The organism is Pseudomonas sp. BGI-2 (genome assembly GCF_004310295.1).
GTDB lineage: Bacteria > Pseudomonadota > Gammaproteobacteria > Pseudomonadales > Pseudomonadaceae > Aquipseudomonas.
On record NZ_SISB01000008.1, the window covers coordinates 134,844 to 152,968 of the forward strand.

At 60.5% G+C, this 18,125-nt stretch carries 15 protein-coding genes and 3 pseudogenes; 11 read left to right on the forward strand and 7 right to left on the reverse strand.

Translation table 11 applies throughout. The annotated features are described in order from the left end of the window. Window positions 1-72: 72 nt before the first annotated feature. The 3 genes and pseudogenes from EYC95_RS08115 to EYC95_RS08125 all read left to right on the forward strand — a co-directional run bounded on the left by EYC95_RS08115 (window position 73) and on the right by EYC95_RS08125 (window position 2,247). A complete protein-coding gene (locus EYC95_RS08115) occupies window positions 73-858 on the forward strand; it encodes a helix-turn-helix domain-containing protein (RefSeq protein WP_131059890.1) in 786 nt (261 codons plus the stop codon). A 237-nt stretch (window positions 859-1,095) separates the two neighbouring features. After that, a pseudogene (locus EYC95_RS08120) lies at window positions 1,096-1,260 on the forward strand (DUF1427 family protein). A gap of 30 nt (window positions 1,261-1,290) precedes the next feature. Then, window positions 1,291-2,247, forward strand: a complete 957-nt coding sequence (locus EYC95_RS08125; RefSeq protein WP_131059891.1) for a zinc-binding alcohol dehydrogenase family protein — start codon at window positions 1,291-1,293, stop codon at window positions 2,245-2,247. A gap of 123 nt (window positions 2,248-2,370) precedes the next feature. Here the strand turns inward: EYC95_RS08125 and EYC95_RS08130 are convergent. Together EYC95_RS08130 and EYC95_RS08135 are read right to left on the reverse strand one after the other, a co-directional pair. After that, window positions 2,371-2,778, reverse strand: a pseudogene (locus tag EYC95_RS08130) (purine nucleoside permease); the annotation flags it as partial. Between the two features lie 116 nt (window positions 2,779-2,894). Further along, window positions 2,895-3,851 carry a nucleoside-specific channel-forming protein Tsx gene (locus tag EYC95_RS08135; protein ID WP_131059892.1) on the reverse strand — a complete coding sequence of 319 codons (957 nt, stop codon included), beginning with the start codon at window positions 3,849-3,851 and terminating at the stop codon, window positions 2,895-2,897. Window positions 3,852-4,279: 428 nt separating this feature from the next. Here EYC95_RS08135 and selD point away from each other — a divergent pair, with 428 nt between their 5' ends. After that, the gene (selD, locus tag EYC95_RS08140; RefSeq protein ID WP_131059893.1) at window positions 4,280-5,314 is read left to right on the forward strand and encodes a selenide, water dikinase SelD; all 1,035 of its coding nucleotides are present in this window, start codon (window positions 4,280-4,282) and stop codon (window positions 5,312-5,314) included. After that, window positions 5,314-6,417, forward strand: coding sequence for a tRNA 2-selenouridine(34) synthase MnmH (gene mnmH / locus EYC95_RS08145; protein WP_131059894.1), 1,104 nt, complete (start codon window positions 5,314-5,316; stop codon window positions 6,415-6,417). The genes selD and mnmH overlap by 1 nt, the downstream gene beginning before the upstream one ends. A 145-nt stretch (window positions 6,418-6,562) precedes the next feature. Here mnmH and EYC95_RS08150 read toward each other — a convergent pair whose 3' ends face one another. After that, complete coding sequence (locus tag EYC95_RS08150) at window positions 6,563-7,237, reverse strand: histidine phosphatase family protein (RefSeq protein ID WP_131059895.1); 675 nt, start codon at window positions 7,235-7,237, stop codon at window positions 6,563-6,565. 358 nt (window positions 7,238-7,595) lie between these two features. Here EYC95_RS08150 and EYC95_RS08155 point away from each other — a divergent pair, with 358 nt between their 5' ends. From EYC95_RS08155 to hemB, 3 genes are all read left to right on the forward strand, one after another. Continuing rightward, a complete protein-coding gene (locus tag EYC95_RS08155; protein ID WP_131059896.1) occupies window positions 7,596-8,294 on the forward strand; it encodes a glutathione binding-like protein in 699 nt (232 codons plus the stop codon). A 33-nt stretch (window positions 8,295-8,327) separates the two neighbouring features. Continuing rightward, window positions 8,328-9,170, forward strand: coding sequence for a PhzF family phenazine biosynthesis protein (locus EYC95_RS08160; RefSeq protein WP_131059897.1), 843 nt, complete (start codon window positions 8,328-8,330; stop codon window positions 9,168-9,170). Between the two features lie 250 nt (window positions 9,171-9,420). Further along, window positions 9,421-10,395, forward strand: coding sequence for a porphobilinogen synthase (gene hemB, locus EYC95_RS08170; RefSeq protein WP_131059898.1), 975 nt, complete (start codon window positions 9,421-9,423; stop codon window positions 10,393-10,395). Window positions 10,396-10,519: 124 nt separating this feature from the next. Here the strand turns inward: hemB and EYC95_RS08175 are convergent, their stop codons facing one another. Together EYC95_RS08175 and EYC95_RS08180 are read right to left on the reverse strand one after the other, a co-directional pair. After that, window positions 10,520-12,055: an FAD-dependent oxidoreductase gene (locus EYC95_RS08175; RefSeq protein ID WP_131059899.1), complete on the reverse strand. Its 1,536-nt coding sequence runs from the start codon at window positions 12,053-12,055 to the stop codon at window positions 10,520-10,522. A 126-nt stretch (window positions 12,056-12,181) separates the two neighbouring features. Next, window positions 12,182-13,458, reverse strand: a pseudogene (locus EYC95_RS08180) (TonB-dependent receptor domain-containing protein). Between the two features lie 304 nt (window positions 13,459-13,762). On the opposite strand from EYC95_RS08180, the gene EYC95_RS08185 reads away from it, so the two are divergent. Further along, a complete protein-coding gene (locus tag EYC95_RS08185; RefSeq protein WP_131059900.1) occupies window positions 13,763-14,857 on the forward strand; it encodes a DUF1615 domain-containing protein in 1,095 nt (364 codons plus the stop codon). A 302-nt stretch (window positions 14,858-15,159) separates the two neighbouring features. On the opposite strand, the gene EYC95_RS08190 is transcribed toward EYC95_RS08185, so the two are convergent. Continuing rightward, the gene (locus EYC95_RS08190) at window positions 15,160-15,561 is read right to left on the reverse strand and encodes a hypothetical protein (protein ID WP_131059901.1); all 402 of its coding nucleotides are present in this window, start codon (window positions 15,559-15,561) and stop codon (window positions 15,160-15,162) included. A gap of 225 nt (window positions 15,562-15,786) precedes the next feature. On the opposite strand from EYC95_RS08190, the gene EYC95_RS08195 reads away from it, so the two are divergent. Both EYC95_RS08195 and EYC95_RS08200 read left to right on the forward strand, forming a co-directional pair. Continuing rightward, window positions 15,787-16,407 (forward strand): isochorismatase family cysteine hydrolase, encoded by a 621-nt coding sequence (locus tag EYC95_RS08195; protein ID WP_131059902.1) that lies wholly within the window; start codon window positions 15,787-15,789, stop codon window positions 16,405-16,407. A 95-nt stretch (window positions 16,408-16,502) separates the two neighbouring features. Next, window positions 16,503-17,126, forward strand: a complete 624-nt coding sequence (locus tag EYC95_RS08200; protein WP_131059903.1) for a glutathione S-transferase N-terminal domain-containing protein — start codon at window positions 16,503-16,505, stop codon at window positions 17,124-17,126. A gap of 197 nt (window positions 17,127-17,323) precedes the next feature. Here the strand turns inward: EYC95_RS08200 and EYC95_RS08205 are convergent, their stop codons facing one another. Further along, complete coding sequence (locus EYC95_RS08205; protein WP_131059904.1) at window positions 17,324-17,764, reverse strand: CBS domain-containing protein; 441 nt, start codon at window positions 17,762-17,764, stop codon at window positions 17,324-17,326. Window positions 17,765-18,125: the final 361 nt, after the last annotated feature.

Here is an 18,125-nt window from a genome sequence, read left to right on the forward strand (position 1 = left end):
GCTGCCGCCAGTGGCGACAAGGCCGGTGCGCCGTTACCATGCAATACCTGAAAACCCCAATGATCATTGCCCATGGCCCTTGCAGCGCCTCCAGACCTCAGTGACACCGATGTGCCCGTGCAACCACTGGCGCGCACGTACCCGCGCGGCATGTACGTCGAGCCGCACGAACATGTCTGGGGCCAATTGCTGTACGCAATGAGCGGGGTCATGTGGGTCGAAACGCCCCATGAGGCGCTGGTGGTGCCGCCGCAACGGGCGGTGTGGCTACCGCCGGGTGTGCCGCACGGCATTCGTGTGGTCTCGGACCTGCAGATGCGCAACATCTACCTGCGGCCCTCGTTGGCGGCCACGCTGGATGACAATGTTCAGGTGATCGAAGTCGGCGGGCTGCTTCGTGAGCTGATCGTCGGGCTGGTGAAGCAGGGCGACGATGGCGCGCCCGAGTACTACGACGCGCTGGTCGGCCTGGCGTTGTTGGAGCTTAGGCGCGCCCGGCGTTCGCTGTTGAAAATCCCGTTACCGGATGATTCCGACCGGCGCCTGATGAACCTGTGTCAGGCGGTCATGGCCGCGCCCTCGCTGGACATTCCCTTCGAGCAACACGCGGAAAACGCCGGTGCCAGCGTGCGCACCCTGGCGCGGCTGTTCAAGGACGGCTTGGGCATGGGCTTCGCCGAATGGCGGCGGCAGGTGCAACTGGCAACCGCGGCGGCGGAGTTGATTCAGGGTGTGCCGGTCAGCACGATTGCCCGGGAACTGGGCTATTCGCCGAGCAGCTTCAGCGACATGTTCCGCCGGGAACTGGGTGTCGCGCCTTCGCAGTTTTCGACAAGCCAACGTCACGTCCAGCCATAACGCAAACCTGTAGCCGCTGGCGAATCCCTGTAGGAGTGAGCCTGCTCGCGATAGCGGAGTGTCAGTCGACATTTGTATTGCCTGATACACCGCTATCGCGAGCAGGCTCACTCCTACAGAGCTCTGCCAACTGTAGGACCCGCCGCGCTTTGGCCGAACTTCAGAAGCACTTGGCCGATGCCCGCCGTTACCTCGCTTTAGACTTCGGGCATACCTTATTTGCCCACGGAGTCTGCCATGAGCTACCTCATCTCGCTGGTCATCGGTCTGGGCGTCGGCCTGCTCTAGGATTTTCGTTCTCCCGCCCCACCGGCCATTGCCCTGGTGGGCCTGCTGGGCATGCTCGTCGGCGAAAAGTTGTGGCCCATGGGCCGGCAACTAGTGGCTGGCTGGGCCTCCTGAAACCCTTTCCTTTATGCAATGGACACTCCCATGAAAGCACTACAATTCGACAAGACCGGCGACCTTTCGGCCTTGCGCTATGTCGATGTTCCGACCCCCGTTCCCGGCGCCGATGAAGTGCTGGTCCAGATCAAGGCGGCCGGACTCAATCCCAGCGATGTGAAGAACGTGCTGGGGCGTTTTCCCTACACCACCTTGCCGCGGATTCCCGGTCGGGATTTTGCCGGTGTGGTCGTTGAAGGGCCGCAGGCGCTGATCGGTCAGGAGGTCTGGGGCACCGGTCGTGAATTGGGTTTCTTTGCCGATGGCTCCCATGCGCAATTCGTCAAACTGCCGGCCAATGGCGTGGCGCTCAAACCCACCCATCTGAGCTTCGCCCAGGCCGCCAGCCTCGGCGTGCCATACACCACGGCATGGGATGCGTTGGAGCGCAGCCTTGTGACGGTCGGAACGCGGCTGTTAGTGATCGGCGGCGGGGCGGTGGGCAGTGCCGCGTTGGCGTTGGCCAATGTGCGTGGCGCTCAAGTACTGGCGGCGGCGCGACGGCTCGAGCAGGTCAAGGATTTGCAGGCGCAGGGGTATCAGACGCTGCAACTGCATAAACCGGACGATTTGGGTGCGCAGGTGAATGCCGTGTATGCCGGCGGCGCCGACGTGATCTTCGACACCACCGGCTTCTGGCTGCCGGCCTCTGTCCCGGCGCTGGCAACGTTTGGTCGCATCGCGATCATCGCTGCACCGGTAGACGGCATGGTGCAATTGCCGGCACTGGCGTTGTATCGCAAGGGTGGCTCGGTGGTGGGGATCAATTCGTTGTTGTACGGCGTACAAGCGTGTGCGGCGATGCTTGATCAGTTTGGCAAGTTCTTTGATCAAGGGTTGTTGCCGTTGCCGGAAGGGTTGTTTGAATCGCCGTTGGAGGAGGGGTTGGAGCGGTATGCCGAGGTGAATCAGGGGGCGGGCGACAAGGTGATTTTGTTGCCGTAACCGGCATTGATGGTGGATGTTCTGGCCTCTTCGCGGGCAAGTCGGAACGCAGCCTCGCTCCTACGGGATCACGCAAGCCCTGTAGGAGCGAGGCTTGCCCGCGAAGGCGTTTTCATGCCGGACTCAAGCCTCGGGAACACCGTTCTCCCACGCCGACCAGTTGTTCAAAATCTCCTGCACCAATGGATTCCCCGTTCGGTACAGGTTCTCCAGCGCCGGCACAAACCCGCCCTGATCCGCATATTTGAGCAGGTTGTCCACTTCGCTCTGGCCCGGTGCCGGTCGATCAAAATCGGAGCCCGCGCGCACCACCGACAGACGTTGCACATCCACCAACCCCTCACGACTCGCCCGCAGCAGCGCTTCGTAGGTGGAGTTGTCTTCCTGTTGCGTCGTGCAGTACTCGCCTTTGTTGTCGGTCAGGAGTTTGGTCCAGACCTCGGCACGCTCACTCAAACGTGTCCCGGAAAACCAGGTGTTACCCGCCAGCGTGTCGCACTGGGTCACTACCGGCGGCTGATTGTGATCAGCATCACTTTCGGCTGGATCGGCGCTTCACTCGCCCAGGCAGTGGAAGAGAGCAGGGCGAAACAGGTCAGGGAAATACGCGTCATTGCATTCATAAAACCTCCAGGTTCAATCAAGCCTCAGAACTGATAACCGATGCCGGCGTAGTAACCCCAGCCATTGGAGCGAGCACGGAAGTCGCCGTCGCCGAAATTCAACTCGCTGCCATCGTCCCAGTTGCCGCCGTTGTGGAAGTAACGGCCGACCAGGGTGAAGCGCAAATGGGTGAACGAGTACAGCAAGACGTTGGTGGCGACGGTGGCGTTGGCGGTGCGGGCCGGATTGTCCTTGTGCAGGTCCGAGCCGAAATCGAAGTTGGTGAAGCCGATGTACGTCAGTGACGCACCGTTGCTGAAGCTGCTGATGGGTACGATGTATTTGAGTTGGGCGCGGTAGCCGTCCCACGAATACTCATTGCTGGCGCCATAGTTTTCCCACTGATAACGCCCGTAGAAGTTCGCCGACAAGTTGACTCGCGAGTGGGTGTCGATGTCGGTGCCCAGGCCGCTGTACAGCGTATTGGCGCGGTTGGCGCTGTTGCTGCCGTGGTCGTAGATCCAGTCGAACGCCACGTACCATTCTTTGAACGGTCCGATGGCCAGGCTGCGGCCGGTCAGGTAGTCGATGGAGATCCGTGGTTCGTGCTCCATGAACACCGGCGAGCCGTGGTCCCACACGCCTTTGTCATGACTGTTGCCGATGTCGAAGATCTTCGGAATGTCGATGTAGCCATACAACTCGAACGGCCCCTTGCGCCCGAAGTACTCGTACTCCAGGTAAATATCGTCGGCCGGTTGCGGGCCGAAACTGATGTCTTTGCTGCCGATGACGGTGAGGTCCTGGTTGAACCAGTCCGACAGGTACGCACCTTTTTTCGGCGGGCTGGCTTCGGGGCTGAGGGTTTCGCCTTGGGCGGATTCTTCGGCGGGGTTGGATTGCGCCAAAACGGTGCTGCTGAGTAGTCCTGTAACGCTGGCCAGCAGCAAGGAAACAGCAACAGTGCGCGAGCAAGTCACGCGGCTGGACGTGCGGTGCATTAAAAGTCCCTTTTCGTGCGGATCAAAAGCCCGGTTCTTCGGGCTTGCGCGGTTATGTCGCGAAAACGTCGGTATTGGCGACTCGCAAACGTTTGCACATCGCGTACCAATTATTTCAATTCCATGAAAAATCGACAAAATCCGGGTTTTTATTGTCGTTTCGGCCAGGTAAGCGGCTGACGCTTTCTGTAGCTGCCTTGTGGCGAGGGGATTTATCTCCGTTCGGCTGCGAAGCAGTCGTAAAACCTGAACGCACGGTCTATCTGATACGCCGCGTTGCTTGATTTCGCGACTGCTTCGCAGCCGAACGGGGATAAATCCCCTCGCCACAACGCGCTGCTCGGCAGCTGCTACAGGGTGTGCGTTGCGCCTTACCATGGTCGCCAATGCTAGACTCGCCCCCATTGTCTTCACGAGGTTATTCCCCCATGAGCGAGCCGATTCGTCTGACCCAATACAGCCACGGCGCCGGATGCGGCTGCAAGATTTCGCCCCAGGTGCTGGAAGTGATTCTGGCCGGCAGCGGTGCGCAGAACCTCGACCCCAAACTCTGGGTCGGCAATGCCTCGCGCGATGACGCGGCGGTGTACGCGATCGACGAAGAACGCGGGGTGGTCTCGACCACCGACTTCTTTATGCCAATCGTCGACGACCCGTTCGATTTCGGTCGCATCGCCGCCACCAATGCGATCAGCGATATCTATGCCATGGGCGGCGATCCGTTGATGGCGATTGCGATCCTCGGCTGGCCGGTGAATGTGCTGGCGCCGGAGATCGCCCGGGAAGTGATTCGCGGCGGCCGCTCGGTGTGTGACGAGGCGGGGATTCCGCTGGCCGGTGGGCATTCCATCGACGCGCCGGAGCCGATCTTCGGCCTGGCGGTGACCGGGCTGGTGGAAAAACGCCACATGAAGCGCAACGACACCGCCACCGCTGGTTGCCTGCTTTACCTCACCAAACCGCTGGGCATCGGCATCCTCACCACCGCCGAGAAGAAGGGCAAGTTGCGCACGGCCGATATCGGCCTGGCCCGCGACTGGATGTGCACCCTGAACAAACCCGGCAGCCGTTTCGGCAAGCTCGACGGCGTGACGGCGATGACCGACGTCACCGGCTTCGGCCTTTTGGGGCACCTGGTGGAAATGGCCGATGGCAGCAACGTGACCGCGCGGATCGAATACAACCGTGTGCCGCGTCTGCCGGGCGTCGAGTACTACCTCGATCAGGGCTGCGTGCCGGGTGGCACCTTGCGCAATTTCGACAGCTACGCCAGCAAGGTCGGGCGCGTGCAGGAACTGCATAAACGGGTGCTGTGTGATCCGCAAACCAGTGGTGGCCTGCTGGTTGCGGTCACGCCCGAAGGCAACGAGCAGTTCCTCAAGGTGGCCGCCGAACTGGGCCTGGCCCTTGAGCCAATCGGCGAACTGGTCGAGCGACAGACCAACGCGGTCGAGGTGTTTTGATGTCAATCGACTTCGCCGATTACCGCGACATCTTTCTCAACGACCGGCCGCTGATGGATGCCCGCGCGCCGGTCGAATTCCACAAAGGGGCTTTCCCCGGAGTGGTCAATCTGCCGCTGATGAATGACCACGAGCGGCAACGGATCGGCACCTGCTACAAGCAACACGGCCAGCAAGCGGCAATTACGCTGGGGCATCAATTGGTCTCCGGCCAGATCAAGGCCGAACGCATCCAGGCCTGGGCCGACTTTGCCCGGGCGCATCCCGAGGGTTATTTGTATTGTTTTCGCGGTGGCTTGCGTTCGCAGATTGTCCAGCAGTGGCTCAAGGACGAGGCCGGCATTGACTACCCACGCGTCGGTGGCGGCTACAAGGCCATGCGCAGCTTCTTGCTGGACACGGTCGATCAGGCCGTTGCCCAGTGCGATTTCGTGTTGCTGGGCGGCATGACCGGCACCGGCAAGACCGAGGTGCTCACGCAGCTGCGCAACGGGCTGGATCTCGAAGGTCACGCGAATCACCGCGGTTCCAGCTTCGGCAAACGCGCCACTGGCCAACCTTCCAATATCGACTTTGAAAACCGTTTGGCGGTGGACGTGCTGAAGAAACGCGCCCACGGCATCGAGCAGTTTGTGCTGGAAGACGAGAGCCGCGCGATCGGCAGTTGCGCGTTGCCGTTGCCGCTGTTTCAGGGCATGCAGCAGTTTCCGATGGTCTGGCTGGAAGACAACCTGGAAGGGCGGGTCGAACGGATCTTGCGTGATTACGTCGTGGACCTGTGTGCCGAATTCATCGGCGTGCACGGCGATGAGGGCTTTGCGCTGTTTTCCGAGCGTTTGCTGGAGAGCCTGAACAACGTGCAGAAGCGTCTGGGCGGTGAACGGCACCGGCGAATGTTGATCCTGATGGAGGACGCGCTGGCGGAGCAGGCGAGCAGCGGGGCGGTGGATGTGCACCGGGGTTGGATCGAAGGGTTGCTTCGTGAGTATTACGATCCGATGTATGCGTTTCAGAGGGAGAAGAAGGGGGCTCGGATTGAGTTTGCCGGCGAGAAGGGTGCGGTTCTTGAGTACCTGCGCGAGCGGCAGATCGACCGACAGTAATGTGTTGGTTTTGCCGACCCCTTCGCGAGCAAGCCCGCTCCCACATTAGATCTTCAGTGCGACACAGATCCAATGTGGGAGCGGGCTTGCTCGCGAAGAGGCCCTCAAAAGCGCTATAGACGCGAAGCCCCTACACGACCTCAGCTTACGTCGGACAAGTCTCCCGCCCATTATCCAAACCTTGCTTGTAACTGTGGCTCACCAGACTCGCCTTGCCGTTATGCCAGGTCAGCGTGAGCACAAACAGTGAGTCGTAGTCGCTCGATTCCCAGTCTTCAGTAATCTTCTGTTTCTTGCCGACAGCGTCTCCCGCGACCTTGTTGATCAGCTCGGGCAGGTAACCGTGGGACCAGGCCGTGTAGATGACCGAGTTGTGATACTTGTCGTGGAGCAATTCGTCGGCCAGGTCGCTGGTGTCGTTGGCCGAAAAGTTGATGTTCACCGGCAAACCAAGCTTGATGGCGCTGGGGCTGATGGTCATCAGGGGGCGGATGTAACTGTAGGAATTGTCCAGTTCGCCTTCCTCGACATTACGTGTCGGGTTGGCGGCAAATACGTAATTGGCCTTGCCGAATTTTTCCGGCAGCAAGGTGGCCAGATCGATGGCGCGGTTCAGGCCCTGGCAGTTGAGCTGACCCAGGCCGCCTTCGGGTTTTTCCGCGTGACGCAGGAATACCAGGGTCTGGGTGCCGTCGGCCGGTTGGGCGCGGCTTTCGCTGGACTCAAGCGACAAAAACAACGCGCTTGCCGCCAGCAGGGAGGGCAGGACGACATACGCACGTTGCTTGAAGTGATTGACGAGTTTCAAAAGGTTCATCATTTGAATAGGTGATCTTCAGCGCATTCGGTTAAGGCTGACAAACCTTTACACCACGAGCTCCCAGCATCGGGTGTTTTCCATGTCGTTGGGCCAGTCCGTTTCCGAAAGGGCAAAGCTCAGAGTCCTCTGAAGCCCATTTGGTTCGATCCCGGCGAGTGCGCAGCAATGTACCGGTAACCTTGCATGGGTTGGAGCAGAGGTTATCGACAGCATGTTGCGGATTTATGGACACGGTACACGGGGAGGCGCCGGCAATAGACTGGAATCGTTTGATCTTGCTCAGCGCCAAAAGATCGCAACCTTTGGTCGGCCATCCTGGATTATGCTCAACCCCCTTCCTTGTCCATGGATGCTTGCGATGACCGATCTGTCTGCGTTCCCGATCACCCAAAAATGGCCAGCCCAATACCCTGAGTGGATCCAGCTGTACTCCATGCCGACCCCCAACGGCGTCAAGGTCTCGATCATGCTTGAAGAGACCGGGCTGCCCTACGAGCCCCATCGCGTGGGCTTCGACACCAACGATCAGATGTCCCCCGAGTTTCTGTCGCTGAACCCCAACAACAAGATCCCGGCGATCCTCGACCCCCACGGTCCCGATGACAAACCGCTGCCGTTGTTCGAATCCGGGGCGATCCTGATTTACCTCGCCGACAAGAGCGGCCAGTTACTGGCGCAGGAATCGGCGGCGCGTTACGAGACGATCCAGTGGCTGATGTTCCAGATGGGCGGCATCGGGCCGATGTTTGGCCAGCTCGGTTTCTTCAACAAGTTCGCCGGGAAGGACTACGAGGACAAGCGTCCGCGTGATCGTTACGTCGACGAAAGCAAACGCCTGCTGAACGTGCTGAATGGACGTCTGGAAGGGCGCGACTGGATCATGGGCGAACGCTACACCATCGCCGACATTGCGACGTTCCCGTGGGTGCGCAACCTGATCGGCTTCTATGAGGCTGGCGATCTGGTGGGCATCAAGGATTTCCCCAACGTCACTCGTGTGCTGGAGCGCTTTCTGGCGCGGCCGGCGGTGATCCGCGGGCTGGAAATTCCCAAGTAAACCTCTTCGACTTTCTCAAGACCAAGGCAGGCAATGAGCTCATTCGATTTCAAACAAGTAGATGTCTTCAGCCGCGTTGCGCTCAAGGGCAATCCGTTGGCGGTGGTGTTCGGCGCAGACAGGCTCAGCGATGAACGCATGGCGGCGTTCGCGACCTGGACCAACCTCAGCGAAACCACGTTCATCCTCGAGCCGCGCGACCCTCGCGCCGACTATCGCGTACGAATCTTCACGACCCTGAACGAGTTGCCGTTCGCCGGTCATCCGACCCTGGGCACCTGCCACGCATGGCTTGAAGCCGGAGGTGTGCCCAAGGGCGAGGAGATCATTCAGGAGTGCGGCGTCGGTCTGGTGCGGGTCCGCAGGCAGGGTGCGGAGCTCGCCTTTCTCGCGCCGCCACTGATCAAGACAGGACCGGTGGAGGCCGAGGTGGTCGAGCGCGTACGCCGCGGGCTGCGGCTGGAGCCAGGCACGATTGTCCGAGCCCAGTGGGTCGACAATGGTGCCGGCTGGCTGGCGGTAATGGTCGAGGACCGCCGGCAGGTGCTGGATTTGCTACCGGATCATTCACAAATGCTTGGCCTGGCCGTCGGCGTGATCGCGCCGTGGCACCCTGAGCGTGATGGCGATGACGCGCAGTTTGAAGTGCGCGCGTTCATCTCCGGCGACGGCATGCCAGAAGACCCGGCCACCGGTAGCCTGAACGCCGGGATTGCGCAGTGGTTGCTTGCTGAAGGTCTGGCGCCGGCGTCTTACGTGGTCAGCCAGGGCCTGACCATGGGCCGCGCCGGGCGCATTCAGGTGGAGCAGGTGGGGGATGAAATCTGGATTGGCGGTGCGGTGGTGACCTGTATTTCTGGCGTGCTGGAAATCTAATCCTGTGGGAGCGGCGGTGCGGCGATCCGACTTGCTCGCGAAGGCGGTGTGTCTGCCACATTAATGTTGGATGTGTCGACGCCTTCGCGAGCAAGCCCGCTCCCACAGGGGGACCGCGTTAGATGCGCGCGATTATTGCGGCCTCGGTAACGCAGTCTTGAGCGATCGAGGTTTGTACCCCGCGCCTTTCAGGGCATAAGCTTCGCCCCCTAAGACTTTCGTCTCGTCCTCTGTTTTTCAGGAATCCCTCATGTCCAGTCAGTTCCCCGAAGCACGTCCACGCCGTCTGCGCCGCAATGCGAGCCTGCGCAGCCTGTTCCAGGAAACCGAGTTCAGCTTGAACGACCTGGTGCTGCCGATCTTCGTCGAGGAAGAAATCGACGACTTCGTGCCGATCAAGAGCATGCCGGGCGTGATGCGCATTCCGGAGTCGAAACTGGCCGGTGAAATCGAGCGTTACGCCCGGGCCGGGATCAAGTCGGTGATGACGTTCGGTGTGTCCCATCATCTGGACAGCAGCGGCAGCGACACGTGGAGCGACAACGGGCTGGTGTCGCGCATGTCACGCATCGCCAAGGATGCAGTGCCGGACATGATCGTGATGTCCGACACCTGCTTCTGCGAATACACCGATCACGGCCATTGTGGCGTGATGCACAACCATGAAGTCGACAACGACCAGACCCTGATCTACCTCGGCAAACAAGCCGTGGCGGCGGCCCGGGCGGGCGCGGATGTGATTGCCCCGTCAGCCGCCATGGACGGGCAGGTCCAGGCCATTCGCCGGGCGCTCGATGAAGCCGGTTTCACCCAGACCGCGATCATGGCCTATTCGACCAAATTCGCGTCCGCGCTCTACGGCCCGTTCCGCGAAGCCGGCGGCAGCGCGCTCAAGGGCGACCGCAAAAGCTACCAGATGAACCCGATGAACCGCCGCGAAGCGGTGCGCGAATCACTGATGGACGAACAGGAAGGCGCCGACGCGCTGATGGTCAAACCGGCCGGCGCGTACCTGGACATCATCCGCGACATCCGCGAGGTTTCGCGTTTGCCGCTGTCGGCGTATCAGGTCAGCGGCGAGTACGCGATGATCAAATTTGCCGCGCAGGCCGGGGCGATTGATGAGGATCGCGTGGTGCGCGAAAGCCTGGGGGCAATCAAGCGGGCGGGGGCGGATTTGATCTTCACTTACTTTGCGATGGACCTGGCCCTCGCGGGGATCTAAACCCACCACATACCCCCTGTGGGAGCGGGCTTGCTCGCGAAGGCGGTGTGTCAGTAGACATATTTTTTCGCTGACACACCGCCTTCGCGAGCAAGCCCGCTCCCACATTAGATTTAGGGTGTTCTCAGGGGCTGCCAAAAAACGGCCGAATCCCATGCTCCTTGAAGTACCGTTCAATCACCTTGGGATCAGCCGAGTTGTCGGCAATCGCCACATAGGTATCCGGCCGCAACAGATAAAAGCCGCTACGCCCCAATCCCGCCGCTTCAAACGCCGGCCGCCAGTCGAACACATGCAACGGCAGATGATGCTCAATGCACCAGGCGATCATTTCGTCGCTGGTGTCGCCATACACATGCACCTGCCAGGTCAGGCATTTCAGCGATTCGAAATTGTCCCCCTCACCGTCGTGAGCCCAGGGCAGGCGGTCGCCGCCATGAACGTGCCCGGCGACCCCCGTGCTCAACGGTGTCCCACGGTAGTTGAGGGTGATCTGCGACACGGTACGGAACAGAAAATCGCGGGACGCCTCGAACGATGCCATTTTGGGGATCAGGAGCGGCGCCAGACGGGTGCGCAGCAAGTCGGCCATGCGGCCTTCGGCGGTGACGAAGCTGAACACCCGGTCGGTAGTGCCCACCAGTTTGCGGGCAAAGGCGATGCGTTCGGTTTCGTAAGTGTCGAGCAGCGTGGGCGTGGCGCCGCCGCTCAAGACTGCCGCCAGTTTCCAGGCCAGGTTGATGGCGTCGCCGATCCCGGTGTTCATGCCCTGGCCACCCGCCGGGCTGTGGACGTGGGCCGCGTCGCCCAATAGAAACGCGCGACCGCTGCGAAAGTGATCCGCCACGCGGTGATGCACCCGATACGTCGAGAACCAGTTCACTTGATCTATCTGCACCTTCAGATGCTCGATGGCCTGGCTGCTGACGACGGCAAACCCGAGGGTTTCAGCACGGTCGGCGCGCTCGTCGCGCACGGTGCCGATCAAGCGGGCGCGGCCTTCACCGGCTAACGGAAACACGGCGAGAAAGTCCGCTTCATCCAGGTCCAGGTGCAGTTCACCGTTGAACGTCGGCCCGCGGGCCTGCACATCGGCGACGTAGAAAATCTGCTGGTAAGTGCCACCCGGAAAACCGGTGTCGAGGGTCTTGCGCACGACTGACCGGGCGCCGTCGCAACCCGCCAGATAACATGCCTGGCAGATTTCCTGCTGGCCATCGGGCAAACGCAGCCTTGCGCTGATGCCATCGCCGGTTTCCTCGAAACCCTCCAGTTCAGTGTTGCGTTCGACCTTGATGCCGAATCCTTCGAGGCGTTCTATCAGCAGCTGTTCGTGTTCGTCTTGAGGAAACATCTCGAGAAACGCGTAAGGCGTCAGCCCCTCGCCGATGCGGGTCAATGGCAAGCGCGCCACGGGCTCGCCCTTGACCCAGAAATTCGCCGCGGCCACCTGATGACCTTTCTTCACCACCGCATCGCTGAGGTCGAGCTGACGGTAAAGCTCCAGCGTCCGCGCCTGAACGGCGAGCGCCCGCGACGTGGTGCCGGGGGCCGACGTCTTGTCGATAATCCGTACCCGAATCCCCAGTTTGCTCAGCCACAGCGCCAGTACCAGCCCGGTCGGGCCAGCACCGACGATCAGTACGTCGCTACGGTTCATGGGCCTTTGCTCCTCGGTGTGTGGCTCAAGTATGGTCCAGCCCGGGGATATGAAAAGGCTGGCCGCCCAACGGAAAAAGGCCCCGCAGCCGTGAAGCTGCGGGGCCTTTTCGTTATGCGCCAGTGATCAGAAGTCGATGGTGCCGGACAACTTCGCCACCCGTGGTTTGCCCTGGGTCAGGTAGCCGCCCAGTGCCGATTCCCAGTATTTCTCGTTGGTCAGGTTGTCGACGCCGAGACGCACGGTCATATCCTTCTGCGAGACTTTGAAGGCATAACGGGCCCCGGCATCGAAGCGGTTTCAGGTCGGCAGGCTGAGGTTGTTGGCCGCATCGGCGTATTGACCGCCGGTGCGCAGCATCCGTGCGTCCAGCGCGACACCTTGCAGGCCCGGTACATCCCAATCCACGTCGGCGTTGAACTGGAAGGTCGGCACGCCGATGGCGAGATTGCCGTCGTTCAGACCGCCTGCGGTTTTCTTCAGTTCGGTGTCCATCACGGTCAGGCCGCTGATCAGGCGCAGGCCTTCGATCGGCTCGCCGAAGACGTTCAGCTCGACGCCTTTGTTGACCTGCTCGCCCTCACGCACAAAGACCGCTGTATTGGCATCGACGACTTGGGTAAAACCGTCGGCCGGTTGCTCGATCCGGTACACACCGAGGCTGGCGCCGTAGGTGCCCATGTCGACTTTCACACCCGCTTCGATTTGCTTCGAACGCGCCGGAGCAAAGGCTTCATTGCCATTGATGACCACACGGCCTCCCGCTGACGTGGGGGCCGTCGGGCCTTTCGCCAGGCCTTCGATGCGGTTGGCGTAGAACGACACGTGGTCCCACGGTTTGAACACGATGCCGTAGACCGGCGTGGTGATGGATTCGTCACGAGATGCTCGCCAACCCGGCCGTCATTGCTGATGTCGGTGGTGAAACGGCGCAACGGCACGTCCCCGGCGCGCTTGGGTTGCAGGTTCACGCCGCCACCAATGCCGGAACCGGTCGGGGTCACGCCGTTGATGAACGCGTTCGGGCCTTTGAACACTTCGACGCGTTCCAGCGCATCGGTGGAAATGATCTGCCGCGGCAGTACGCCGTACAGACCGTTATAGGAAATGTCATCGCCATTGAGCGGCAGGCCGCGAATCACGAACACCTGCGCCTGGTTGGCAAAACCGGTGGCTTGGCGCACCGATGAATCGTTGAGCAGCACGTCGCCGAGGGTTTCGGCTTGCTGGTCCTGGATCAGTTGCTCGGTGTAGGACGACACGCTGAACGGCACGTCCATGGTGTCCTGATTGCCCAACACGCCCAATTGCCCGCCGCGTGCCACCTGACCGCCGGCAAATACCGGGGGCAGGGCAGACGGTGAAGGGGCCGGGGCGTTGATGTTGACTTCGTCCAGCACCAGCGACTTGCCGTCATCTTCCGCAGAGGTGGCCGGCGTTGCGGCATAGGCAGTCACGGACAGGGAGCAAAACAGGGCGATAATCGTCGGGCGAAACGTCGCACCGCCCCGTTGGGCGGCGAAGCGGCCCCCTGCATTCTCTCTGCCACATCGAGTTGTCAGGTTTACGACTGCTTCGCAGCCGAACGGGGATAAATCCCCTCGCCACGACAGCTGCTACGGAACAGTGAGTGGCAGCAGGAGTCATAGCCTGCGCCATGCCATTGATCGTATGGTTAACCCGGTTCAGCAGATTTGATGGAGCACCATGCAAGCCAATCGATTGATCATGAGTGTCGCGGCGCTAGTGGTGCTGGCCGGTTGCGGCTCCCAGCGCACTCATGAGTTGCCGGCCCGCAAACCCGCCGAGGTCAAGGCTGAGATCGTGCGCCTGCTGCCGGCCAAAACCGTTGACCGCCAAGGCTGGGCGACGGACATTTACGCCGCATTTGCCGCGCAGAACATCTATCCCTCCACGCAAAACCTGTGTTCGGTACTCGCGGTTACCGAGCAAGAGTCGACCTTCCAGGTCGACCCACCCGTGCCGGGACTGGGCAAGATCGCCCGTGAAGAGATCGACCGTCGTGCTGCCAAAGTGCATATCCCCGGCCTGCTGGTCAGCGGTGCCCTGCAGGTCAGTTCATCCAACGGTAAAAGCTACAGCGACCGGTTGAATGCGGCGCGTAGCGAGAAAGAACTCAGCGCGATTTTCGATGACTTCATCGGCATTGTGCCCATGGGGCGGACCTTGTTTGGAGGGCTCAACCCCGTGCACACTGGTGGGCCGATGCAGGTCAGCATCGACTTCGCCGTGCAACAGGCGCGGGATTATCCGTATCCGGTGGACGGCTCGATCCGTCGTGAGGTGTTCAGCCGTCGCGGTGGCATGTACTTCGGCATTGCCCACTTGCTCGGGTACCCGGTGAGCTACAAACAGCCGCTGTATCGCTTCGCCGATTTCAACGCTGGTTGGTACGCCAGCCGCAATGCGGCGTTTCAGAACGCGGTGAGTCGTGTGTCAGGCGTCCCATTGGCGCTGGACGGTGATCTGGTCCGCTACGACGCGATCATGCCGGGCACCACGGAGTTGGCGGTGCGCACCCTTGGCAAGCAACTGGGCATGCGCAACACGACCATTCGGGATCAACTGGAGGAGGGCAAAAACCTCCAGTTCGAGGACACCCAGCTCTATTCGCGGGTGTTTGACCTGGCCGACCAGGCGGAAGGTCGTCGGTTGCCTCGGGCGGTGTTGCCGGGGATCGTGCTGCAAAGCCCGAAAATCACCCGTAAACTCACGACAGCGTGGTTCGCCAAGCGGGTCGATGAGCGTTATCAGCGATGCATGACGCGGGCAGGCAAGTGACCGACCGCAAATACAGGCGTAAAAAAAACCGGCTGATGAGGCTAATGCTGTTCACTTAAGCGCGGGCACTCATTTGTGGCGAGGGGATTCAGCGAAACGTCGCACCGCCCCGTTCGGCTGCGAAGCAGTCGTAAATCCACACAACTCGGTCTGTCTGAACGGGCGCAGGGGGCCGCTTCGCAGCCCAACGGGGATGAATCCCCTCGCCACAGGTTCTCGCTCGACTGATGATTGTCTTAAGTGAACAGCATTAGGCTGATGAGGCCGGGTTTTTCATTGAGTACCGCGGTAAAATCATTCATTTATACAGCGCGACTTTCAATCAGACGGTCAGAGCCACCTTCAGCGACGCGGTTTTCGATCAGACGATCCGAGCCACCTTCAGCAACGCGGTTTTCGATCAGACGATCCGAACCACCTTCGGCAACGCGATTCTCGATCAGACGATCCGAACCCCCTTCAGCAACGCGGTTTTCGATCAGACGATCCGAGCCACCTTCAGCAACGCGGTTTTCGATCAGACGATCCGAACCACCTTCAGCCACACGATTTTCGATCAGACGATCCGAACCACCCTCAGCCACACGACTTTCAATCAGTCGATCCGAGCCGCCTTCAGCGACAACCGGGTGAGCAGAGGAAGCGGCGAAAGCGTTAACTGCAAAGACCGAGAAAGCGATGCTGAGGAAGATTTGGCGTTTCATGATGGTGTGCTCCGGGGTGTAGTTGTTTGGTATGGAGGCGATCTTACGCCGCGGATTTTTTATGAGAACTTCATTGAGGTGATGGTGAACATCGACGGCAATGATAGGTAGAACGATGCACCCCACGTGGGCGTGATGGTTCAGTCGTCGGATGGCCAAGATAGGGTTGAGCGGCGCTTCTACACTGGTTAGCTGGCGCGTGCCTTTGCCCTTGAGGAGTCGATCATGAATGCCAGTTCCTATGTTCCCGCCCACACCGGCCTGCTGTTGGTGGATACTTACAACGACTTCCTCAGCGAGGGCGGCAAACTCCACGGCCACGCTCAACCGGTGGCTGACAGCGTCGGCACGCTGGCCAACCTGAAGACCGTGGTGGCGGCCATTCGCAAGGCCGGCATCCAGGTTTTCTACGTTCCGCATCACCGCGCCGAACCCGATGAGCTGGCACGCTGGAAACACCCCAGCCCCTATCAACAAGGCGCCAGCCATGCGCAGGTGTTTGCTGCTGGAACCTGGGGCGGGGAATGGCACCCGGACTTCCAGCCCGAGGCCGGTGACGTGATCGTCAAGGAACACTGGGGTGGCAGCGGTTTCGCCAACACCGATCTGGACTACCTGCTCAAACAACACGGGATCGACAAGGTCGTGGTGGTGGGGATGCTCGCCAATACCTGCATCGAAAGCACCTCCAGGTTCGCCGCCGAACTGGGTTATCACGTCACGCTGGTGCGCGACGCCACGGCGGCTTTCAGTGTAGAGGCGATGCACGCTGCGCATGAGATCAACGGGCCGACCTATGCCCACTCGATTGTCACGACGGCAGAGCTGATCGCAGCACTGGGTTAGGGCGCTCAACATCGCGATATTTGCAGTGGCACGGAACGAGGCCGGCAGGCGGCGCCTCTACTGACTATATTCTTGTCTCGCCAGGGGGCCGCATCATGTACCAGCTCTATGGACACCAGAACTCCGGCGCCGCCGCGATAGAGGCCGCACTCGAACTCTGTGAAATCCCTTACCGCTTCATCGACGTTGAATCGTCTCCCGAGGCCGCCACAGCGCTGGAGAAGCTCAACCCGCTCAAGCAGATTCCCACGCTGCAACTGCCCGACGGCAGCATTCTGACCGAGAGCGCGGCGATCCTGATCCATCTGGGGTTTGCGTTTCCTGAGTCGAACCTGCTGTCGAGCACGCCCGCCGAGCGTGATCAGGCCATTCGCGGCCTGGTGTACATCGTCAGCAATTGCTACACGGCCATCGGCATCATCGATTACCCCGAGCGCTGGTTGATCGACGCGGATGCAGCGTCCAGGGAAAACCTCATGGCCGGCGCCCGCCGACGGTTGCACTGGAGCTGGGAGGTGTTTGCCGATCAATTCTCGGGCGAGTTGTATCTGGACGACGAGACGCCCGGCGCACTGGATGTGCTGGCAGCGGTGGTGACGCGGTGGGCGGGCAGTCGCGAGCATCTGCGCAATGCCCGACCGGGTTTTTACGCATGGTTGACGCGAATCGACCACCACCCCACGTTGGCCCCGGTCTTCGCCCGGCATTGGCCATCTTAAAGAACACCACCGAGCCAATGTGGGAGCGAACTGTGGCGAGGGGATTTATCCCCGTTCGGCTGCGAAGCAGTCGCAAAACCTATGCACGTGGTTTATCTGAATGACCGCGGTTGCAGGTTTTGGAGCCGCTTCGCGACCCAACGGGGATAAATCCCCTCGCCACAGTCACTCCCACAGGGATATGTGTTGCGTCGGAATCACTCCCCGCGAATGTACTGCTCCAACTGGCGAATCAATTCAGCCTGTTCGGCGATGGCTTCCTTGACCAGGTCGCCGATCGACAGCAAACCGATCAACTGCCCGTTTTCCACCACCGGCAAGTGCCGCAAGCGTTTGTCGGACATGATGCCCATGCAGGTTTCGACGGTTTGATGGGTGTCCACGGTGATGACCGGCGACACCATGATGTCTTCGACCGGCGTACCGACGGAGGAGCGGCCCTTGAGCACGAGTTTGCGTGCGTAATCACGTTCGCTGATGATGCCGACGACTTCGCCATTCTTCACGACCGGCAAGGCGCCGACGTTTTTCGCGGCCATGACCATCAGCGCTTCCAGCACCATTTGATGAGGCGCAATGATGTGGACTTCATGATTCTGTTCAGCCTTTAACTTCAGCAATTGGGCGACGGTTTTCATGGCGATTTCTCAGGTGTTGTCGTTGTTATTGAAGAATCGTAGACCCGGGCGCTGAGGGCAAGGCGCAAAGCGGCAGATAACGCTCAAAAAACGTCATTGGGCGGTTTTTCTTCCGAAAACCCGGAACATTCCCCAGTTATCCACTGATCCAGAGGCTCAACTCAATCCCTGTAGGAGCGAGCCTGTTCGCGATAGCGTTTTCACATTCAGAATGATGTTGGCTGAAAGACCGCTATCACGCCCTGAGCCTTTCCGTCAACGCGGTTTTGCTGTGTCCAGCTCGCTGGTCAACGGTGAGCCGTGCCGGAGCAAGGCCTGTAAATAAACCTTTTCGTCGTACACGGTACTGGTCTTCCAGCAC

Bases quoted from the DNA above. Each gene is read 5' to 3' on its own strand.
- EYC95_RS08150 (WP_131059895.1), bottom strand. From the start codon at position 7,237: ATGATGAACCTTTTGAAACTCGTCAATCACTTCAAGCAACGTGCGTAT.
- EYC95_RS08200 (WP_131059903.1), top strand. From the start codon at position 16,503: ATGTACCAGCTCTATGGACACCAGAACTCCGGCGCCGCCGCGATAGAG.
- hemB (WP_131059898.1), top strand. From the start codon at position 9,421: ATGTCCAGTCAGTTCCCCGAAGCACGTCCACGCCGTCTGCGCCGCAAT.
- EYC95_RS08205 (WP_131059904.1), bottom strand. From the start codon at position 17,764: ATGAAAACCGTCGCCCAATTGCTGAAGTTAAAGGCTGAACAGAATCAT.
- EYC95_RS08125 (WP_131059891.1), top strand. From the start codon at position 1,291: ATGAAAGCACTACAATTCGACAAGACCGGCGACCTTTCGGCCTTGCGC.
- EYC95_RS08115 (WP_131059890.1), top strand. From the start codon at position 73: ATGGCCCTTGCAGCGCCTCCAGACCTCAGTGACACCGATGTGCCCGTG.
- EYC95_RS08185 (WP_131059900.1), top strand. From the start codon at position 13,763: ATGCAAGCCAATCGATTGATCATGAGTGTCGCGGCGCTAGTGGTGCTG.
- EYC95_RS08175 (WP_131059899.1), bottom strand. From the start codon at position 12,055: ATGAACCGTAGCGACGTACTGATCGTCGGTGCTGGCCCGACCGGGCTG.
- selD (WP_131059893.1), top strand. From the start codon at position 4,280: ATGAGCGAGCCGATTCGTCTGACCCAATACAGCCACGGCGCCGGATGC.
- mnmH (WP_131059894.1), top strand. From the start codon at position 5,314: ATGTCAATCGACTTCGCCGATTACCGCGACATCTTTCTCAACGACCGG.
- EYC95_RS08135 (WP_131059892.1), bottom strand. From the start codon at position 3,851: ATGCACCGCACGTCCAGCCGCGTGACTTGCTCGCGCACTGTTGCTGTT.
- EYC95_RS08195 (WP_131059902.1), top strand. From the start codon at position 15,787: ATGAATGCCAGTTCCTATGTTCCCGCCCACACCGGCCTGCTGTTGGTG.
- EYC95_RS08155 (WP_131059896.1), top strand. From the start codon at position 7,596: ATGACCGATCTGTCTGCGTTCCCGATCACCCAAAAATGGCCAGCCCAA.
- EYC95_RS08160 (WP_131059897.1), top strand. From the start codon at position 8,328: ATGAGCTCATTCGATTTCAAACAAGTAGATGTCTTCAGCCGCGTTGCG.
- EYC95_RS08190 (WP_131059901.1), bottom strand. From the start codon at position 15,561: ATGAAACGCCAAATCTTCCTCAGCATCGCTTTCTCGGTCTTTGCAGTT.